Source organism: Streptomyces sp. NPDC002690, assembly GCF_053592415.1.
In genome coordinates this window covers 22,684-28,881 of sequence record NZ_JBSFVR010000053.1, presented here as the reverse complement: position 1 = coordinate 28,881, position 6,198 = coordinate 22,684, and the positions used below count along the sequence as shown (strand labels likewise).

Genomic DNA, 6,198 nt, shown 5'->3' with positions numbered 1-6,198 from the left:
CTTTCCAGTTCTTCGCTTTCGCGTTTCCCTTTCCGGCGAGTCCGACTCTATCAGATCCTTTCGGGCCTGATTCCCAGTCAGCGGGGCTTGTCTTCCGGGCCGTTGCGGCCCTTCCGACGAGTGAGACATTAGCGGATTGCCGGGCTCCGACGCTAATCGGGGCTGCTCTCACGAACGGGCAATCCTCATTTCACACAAGCACACGCAAAGGCACACGACGGGAAGTCGGGCCTTGTTGAGTGATGGTGCGGAATGGCTGTCCGGGGACCGACCGGGGTCGGCGCTCACGTCGGACAACTCGGAGAACACTACTGAGGGGTTACCTCCGTGTCAACCCCCGACCGGCCCGGGGCTCGGCGGAAGGCCAGCCGGTAGTCACGGGGGCTGGTGGCCAGGTGGGAGGCGAAGTGCTGGCGCATCGTGATCTCGCTCCCGAAGCCCGTGCGGCCGGCCACCTCGGGGAGAGGGAGGTCGGTGCGCTGCAGGAGCTTCTGAGCTGCCGCGACGCGCTGGGTGATCAGCCAGCGCAGGGGCGTGGTTCCCGTGGTCGCCCGGAAGTGGCGGGCGAAGGAGCGGGGAGACATCCCGGCGCGGGCGGCGAAGGAGGCCACCGTGTGCGGTTCGTCCAGGTGGCTCAGGGCGTGGGCCCGTACTGCCGCGAGGGTGTCGGCATCGCGGTCGGTGTGCGGGGTGGGCTGCTCGATGAACTGGGCCTGGGTTCCGGTACGGAAGGGGGCCGTGACCATCGAGCGGGCGACCGTCGCCGCGGCTTCGGCACCATGGGCCGACCGGACCAGATGGAGACAGAGGTCGATACCGGCCGCGGTACCGGCCGACGTCCAGATGCCCTCGTCGTGGAGGAACAGCGCGTCCGGGACCACCGTCACGCGGGGATGGCGGGTGCCCAGGAGGTCCGTGAGGTTCCAGTGGGTGACGGCCCTGCGGCCGTCGAGGAGGCCCGCCTGGGCGAGGGTGAACGCGCCGCCGCAGAGCGCCGCGATCGGGATGGCGTCGGCATGGGCGCGACGGAGGGCGTCCAGGACCGGAGCGGGGGCCGGCGTCAGCTGGTCGTCGAGGCCGGGAACGACGATGAGGTCGGCGCGGGTCAGCCAGGCGAGCGTGCGGTCCGGGGTGAGGGAGAGTCCGCCACGCAGCGCGACCGGGGCCGGGTCCGCGGCGACACGGCGCAGCTCGAAGGACGGGACACCGCGGTCGGTGCGGTCCACGCCCCAGACCTCCGTGATGACCGAGACGTCGAACGCCCGGATGCCGGGGAACGCGACCAACGCGATGCGGACGGGGGTGGGTGCGAGTCCAGGCGCCATCCTGGCAGTAAAGCATCGATCGATGGCTTTCTGACCTCTGGGCGTCGCGGATGCGGGGCGACAGCATCGTTCCCATGGAAATGACTCAGAACGCGGCGCTGATCGTGGTGGACGTGCAGGAAGGCTTCGAGGAGCAGGGGTACTGGGGGCCGCGGAACAACGCCGGGGCGGATGGGAACATCGCAGGGCTGATCGACGCGTGGCAGGAGAGCGGGCGCCCCGTCGTATTCGTACGGCACGACTCGCCGAGGCCGGATTCGCCGCTGCGGCCCGGGTACCCGGGGAACGCGTTCAAGGGATACGTGGAGGAGCGACGGGGGAAGGGCGGTGGGCCCGAGCTGCTTCTGACGAAGACGGTGAATTCCGCCTTCTACGGGACGCCCGGTCTCGGGGCCTGGCTGGACGAGGCCGGCGTGACGCAGATCGTGGTGGCCGGAATCCAGACCAATATGTGCGTGGAGACGACGGCGCGCATGGGCGGGAACCTCGGCTACGAGGTGTTCCTCGCGCTCGACGCGACGTACACCTTCGACGCGGTCGGGCCGTGGGGCTGGGAACTGGGCGCGGACGAGCTGGCGCGGGCCACCGCCGTGACACTGCACAGCGGTGGCTTCGCGAAGGTCGTGACGAGCGCGGACCTGGTGACGGCCGCCGGGAGGTGACGGGTCAGCCCTGGCCGGAGGCCAGCTCGCGGCTGCGGTCGCGGGCGGCTTCGAGAGCGGCGATCAGGGCGGCGCGCACCCCGTGGTTCTCCAGCTCGCGGATGGCGCTGATGGTGGTGCCGGCCGGACTGGTCACCGCCTCGCGGAGCTTCACCGGGTGCTCGCCGCTGTCGCGGAGCATCACCGCGGCGCCGATGGCCGCCTGCACGATCAGATCGTGGGCCTGTGCGCGCGGGAGGCCGAGCAGGATTCCGGCGTCGGTCATGGCCTCGACCAGGAAGTAGAAGTACGCCGGGCCGGAGCCGGAGAGGGCGGTGGCCGCGTCCTGCTGGGACTCGGGGACCCGGAGCGTCTTGCCGACCCCCCCGAAGATCTCCTCGGTGGTCGCGAGGTGCTCACCCGTCGCGTGGCTCCCGGCGGAGAGGACGGACATCCCCTCGTCCACCAGCACCGGGGTGTTCGGCATGACACGGACCACCGCGGTGCCGGACGGCAGCCGGTCCTCGATGAACGCCGTGGTGATACCGGCGGCGGCGCTGATGACGAGGCGGTCCGCGGTGACGTGCGCGCCCAGCTCGTCCAGCAGGGTCCCCATGTCCTGCGGCTTCACCGCGAGGATGAGGATGTCCGCGCTCTTGGCCGCTTCCGCGTTGCCGACCGACTCGACTCCGTACCTCGTCCGCAGTTCCTCGGCGCGCTCGGCGCGGCGGCTGGTGACCAGCAGGTTCTCCGGACGCCAGCCGGCCCGGATCATTCCGCTGAGGAGCGCCTCGCCGATCTTGCCGGTACCGAGGACTGCGACTGTCTGGGTCATGCGGTTCACCCTCCGGGCTGTGCTCACGGTCCTCGGCGCGCGGTGTGCTCCGGGCTCCGTCCCGTGCTCGTCGCGGTCATCCTCGCACCGGGGCGGCAGGGAGCCGCCCGGGTGACCGCCCGTCGGACATCAGGCGGTACGGCGGCGGAGGGTGGCCGCCCCCAGGCCGAGGACCAGGAGGGCGCAGCCCGCGACGACGGCGACGTCCCGGACGAAGTCCCCGGTGATCTCGGAGTGGTGGAGCACCTGGTTCATGCCGTCCACGGCGTACGACATCGGGAGGACGTTCGAGATCGCCTCCAGGACCGGCTGCATCTGGTCGCGCGGGGTGAAGAGGCCGCAGAGCAGGAGCTGCGGGAAGATCACCGCCGGCATGAACTGGACGGCCTGGAACTCGGACGCGGCGAACGCGGAGACGAACAGCCCGAGGGCCGTACCGAGCAGGGCGTCGAGCAGGGCCACCAGCATCAGCAGCCAGGGCGAACCGACGACGTCGAGGCCGAGGAACCAGACGGAGACCGCGGTGGCCAGCAGCGTCTGGACGACGGCGATCGCACCGAAGGCGAGGGCGTAACCGGCGATCAGGTCGCCCTTGCCGAGCGGCTGGGCGAGGAGGCGTTCCAGGGTGCCGGAGGTGCGCTCGCGCAGGGTGGCGATGGAGGTCACCAGGAACATCGTGATGAGCGGGAAGATCCCCAGCAGCGAGGCGCCGATGGAGTCGAAGGTCCCCGGGCTGCCGTCGAAGACGTACCGGAGCAGGACGATCATCACGACCGGGATCACCAGCAGTAGCGCGATGGTGCGGGGATCGTGGCGGAGCTGGCGCAGCACGCGGCCGGCGGTGGCGAGGGTACGGGCGGGGGTGAGGGGCCGGGCCCGCGCGGGAGCGTGGGTGGTGGTGGGAAGGGTGTCGCCGCTCATCGCGCGGCCTCCTCGGGCTGGGCTGACGCTTCGTCGACGAGGCGGAGGAAGGCTTCCTCCACGGTGGTGCTCCCGGTGCGGGTACGCAGTTCCTCCGGGGTGCCCGTGGCGAGGATGGCGCCCTCGCGCATCAGCAGCAGCCGGTGGCAGCGCTCGGCCTCGTCCATGACGTGCGAGGAGACCAGGATCGTGGTCCCCCGGTCGGCGGCGAGGGCGTGGAAGAGGTTCCACAGGTCGCGGCGGAGGACGGGGTCGAGCCCGACGGTCGGCTCGTCCAGGACGAGGAGTTCGGGCTCCCCGAGCAGGGCGACGGCGAGGGAGACGCGGCTGCGCTGTCCGCCGGAGAGGCGGCCGGCCAGCGCGCCGGCGTGGCTGCCGAGGTCCACGTCGTCGATGGCGCGGGTGACCGCCTCGCGGCGGGTGTCGCGGTGGGCGCGGCCGGGGAGGAGCACGGCCGCGAAGTACTCCAGGTTCTGGCGGACCGTGAGGTCGGTGTAGACGGACGGGGCCTGGGTGACGTAGCCGACGCGCGAGCGCAGGCCCGGGTGTCCGGCGGGGGTGCCGAGGACGTCGAGGGCGCCGGTGACCTGGGCCTGGGTGCCGACGATCGCGCGCATCAGGGTGCTCTTGCCGCAGCCGGAGGGGCCGAGGAGTCCGGTGATCCTGCCGGGTTCGACGGTGAAGCCGAGGCCGCGCAGCACGGTGCGGTCGCCGCGTACGACGGTGAGGCCCTCGGCCCGGACGGCCGCGGGCGCCGGACCTCCGGGGGGCGGTGGCGCGGGGTCCGGTCCGATGGTGCGCGGGTTATTCATCATGCGATGAATATGCTCCGCGACGGCCCCACGCGTCAAGGCATGCGAAAGCCCGGAGTCGCGGGGAATTCCGTGGCTCCGGGCCGGGATCCGACGAACCGTCGGTGGCGTGGTGGCCGTCGGTCGGTGGCCGTCGGACGGAGGCCACCGACCCCCCGGCGGGCGTCAGGGGGAGGCGGTCGCCAGGTCGACCACGTACCGCTCCTCGACCGTGCCGTCGGGGAACAGCTCCCGCAGGCGCGCGCCCTCCTCGGCGAGAAACCGCCGGTCGGCCTCGGCGTGTTCGCCGTCCCGCACCAGGAACGCGGAGTGGCTGGCGAGGTTGTCCAGGTGGGTCTCGACGCTCACCCGGCGGGACCAGGGCAGCAGGCGATGGACGGTCCCCTTCTCCGGCAGGCCTACCGCACGGGAGGCGCCGCCCGGGGCGGGGGTGGCGTGGACGCCGTGGCCCGCGCCCAGGTGACGTCGGATACGGGAGTCCTGTTCGGCGACCCAGGGGACCTCGTGGTCGGCGACGTTCCACCACAGGGCGAGAATCCCGCCGGGGCGCAGCACACGGGCGGCCTCCGGCCAGGAGCGCGCGGGGTCCGTCCAGTGCCAGGACTGGGCGTACGTGACGAGGTCGGCGACACCGTCCGCCAGGGGCAGCCGGTTGCCGTCGCCGCGCACCACCGGCACCGCGGGCAGGGCCCGGCGCAGTTCGGCGGCCATGCCGTCGCCCGGCTCGACGGCGACGACGTGGGCGCCGCGCCGGACGAGTTCACGGGTGGCGATGCCGGTGCCCGCGCCCACGTCGACCGCGCGCAGCGCGCCCAGAGGGCGTCCGGTCGCCTCCTCCAGGGCCGCGAACACCTCCGGCGGGTAGCCGGGGCGGGCGGCGGCGTACAGGGCGGCGGCGCCACTGAACGAGAGGGCGCGGACCGACGCTGGGGCCTGCGGGGGAGCGACGGGCAGGGGTTCGGCGGGTGGTGTGGGCGGCATGCGGCACGTCCTTCGGAGAGTCGGAGGCGCGGGGAGGTCGTGCGCCCGGGCGGCAGGGCCGGGAGCCGGGCGGCAGGGCCGGGAGCCGGGCGGCAGGGCCGGCTACTTGCCCTTGCGGGCCTTGCGGGCGGCGGGGTTTCCGGTCCGGGTCGTGCGGCGCTTGGTCCAGCGGGCGAGGGCGGTCTCGTACTCGGCGCGCAGCAGCCCCTCGCCGGGGGCTTCGCGGAGCGAGCGGACGAAGTACGCCAGCAGGGAACCGACGAAGCCGATCGTCTTGAGACCGCGCAGGCTGTCCTCGCGGCCCGGGTCCGCCGGACGGCTCCGGAAGCCCTGCCAGGTCTTGCGGTAGGCGACGGCGCTGCACACGGCGAACATCAGCACCACCAGGATGTTCAGGAAGGTGCCGATCTCAGCGACCGCCAGGCCGCTGAAGGCGAAGCGCAGGACCACGCAGGAGGCGACGGCGGCGGCCAGCGATCCGGCCGCGACCCCGGCGCGCCGCAGCGCGTACCCGCCGTCGTGGTCGACCCAGGTCGTACCGAAGAAGCGGAGCGTCTCCGGCTGCGGGCCGGGGGCGGTGCCGCCCCGCGGGTCCGTACCCGTGGGCAGGGGGCCGGTGGGCAGGGTTCCGGTGGTTTCGCTGTTCTCGCTCACGCCGTCGATTATCACGTCCCGCTGCCGCC

At 72.7% G+C, this 6,198-nt stretch carries 7 protein-coding genes; 1 reads left to right on the top strand and 6 read right to left on the bottom strand.

Annotation, left to right across the window (positions count from 1 at the left end):
• Window positions 1-308: 308 nt before the first annotated feature.
• Window positions 309-1,325, bottom strand: coding sequence for a GlxA family transcriptional regulator (locus tag ACWD3D_RS10350; protein WP_451460478.1), 1,017 nt, complete (start codon window positions 1,323-1,325; stop codon window positions 309-311).
• Window positions 1,326-1,399: 74 nt separating this feature from the next.
• On the opposite strand from ACWD3D_RS10350, the gene ACWD3D_RS10345 reads away from it, so the two are divergent.
• Window positions 1,400-1,987, top strand: a complete 588-nt coding sequence (locus tag ACWD3D_RS10345) for a cysteine hydrolase family protein (protein ID WP_451460477.1) — start codon at window positions 1,400-1,402, stop codon at window positions 1,985-1,987.
• Between the two features lie 4 nt (window positions 1,988-1,991).
• Here ACWD3D_RS10345 and proC read toward each other — a convergent pair whose 3' ends face one another.
• The 5 genes from proC to ACWD3D_RS10320 all read right to left on the bottom strand — a co-directional run bounded on the left by proC (window position 1,992) and on the right by ACWD3D_RS10320 (window position 6,169).
• Window positions 1,992-2,801, bottom strand: a complete 810-nt coding sequence (gene proC, locus ACWD3D_RS10340) for a pyrroline-5-carboxylate reductase (protein ID WP_451460476.1) — start codon at window positions 2,799-2,801, stop codon at window positions 1,992-1,994.
• Between the two features lie 129 nt (window positions 2,802-2,930).
• Window positions 2,931-3,722, bottom strand: coding sequence for an ABC transporter permease (locus tag ACWD3D_RS10335; RefSeq protein WP_451460475.1), 792 nt, complete (start codon window positions 3,720-3,722; stop codon window positions 2,931-2,933).
• On the bottom strand, window positions 3,719-4,537 hold the full coding sequence (locus tag ACWD3D_RS10330) for an ABC transporter ATP-binding protein (RefSeq protein WP_451460474.1): 819 nt from the start codon (window positions 4,535-4,537) through the stop codon (window positions 3,719-3,721). The genes ACWD3D_RS10335 and ACWD3D_RS10330 overlap by 4 nt, the downstream gene beginning before the upstream one ends.
• A 162-nt stretch (window positions 4,538-4,699) precedes the next feature.
• Window positions 4,700-5,515 (bottom strand): class I SAM-dependent methyltransferase, encoded by an 816-nt coding sequence (locus ACWD3D_RS10325; RefSeq protein WP_451460473.1) that lies wholly within the window; start codon window positions 5,513-5,515, stop codon window positions 4,700-4,702.
• A gap of 102 nt (window positions 5,516-5,617) precedes the next feature.
• Complete coding sequence (locus ACWD3D_RS10320; RefSeq protein ID WP_451460472.1) at window positions 5,618-6,169, bottom strand: hypothetical protein; 552 nt, start codon at window positions 6,167-6,169, stop codon at window positions 5,618-5,620.
• Between the last annotated feature and the right edge of the window lie 29 nt (window positions 6,170-6,198).

What these genes read in the sequence shown, in the direction of transcription:
- ACWD3D_RS10350 (WP_451460478.1), bottom strand. Translation starts at nt 1,325, where the DNA reads ATGGCGCCTGGACTCGCACCCACCCCCGTCCGCATCGCGTTGGTCGCG.
- ACWD3D_RS10345 (WP_451460477.1), top strand. Translation starts at nt 1,400, where the DNA reads ATGGAAATGACTCAGAACGCGGCGCTGATCGTGGTGGACGTGCAGGAA.
- proC (WP_451460476.1), bottom strand. Translation starts at nt 2,801, where the DNA reads ATGACCCAGACAGTCGCAGTCCTCGGTACCGGCAAGATCGGCGAGGCG.
- ACWD3D_RS10335 (WP_451460475.1), bottom strand. Translation starts at nt 3,722, where the DNA reads ATGAGCGGCGACACCCTTCCCACCACCACCCACGCTCCCGCGCGGGCC.
- ACWD3D_RS10330 (WP_451460474.1), bottom strand. Translation starts at nt 4,537, where the DNA reads ATGATGAATAACCCGCGCACCATCGGACCGGACCCCGCGCCACCGCCC.
- ACWD3D_RS10325 (WP_451460473.1), bottom strand. Translation starts at nt 5,515, where the DNA reads ATGCCGCCCACACCACCCGCCGAACCCCTGCCCGTCGCTCCCCCGCAG.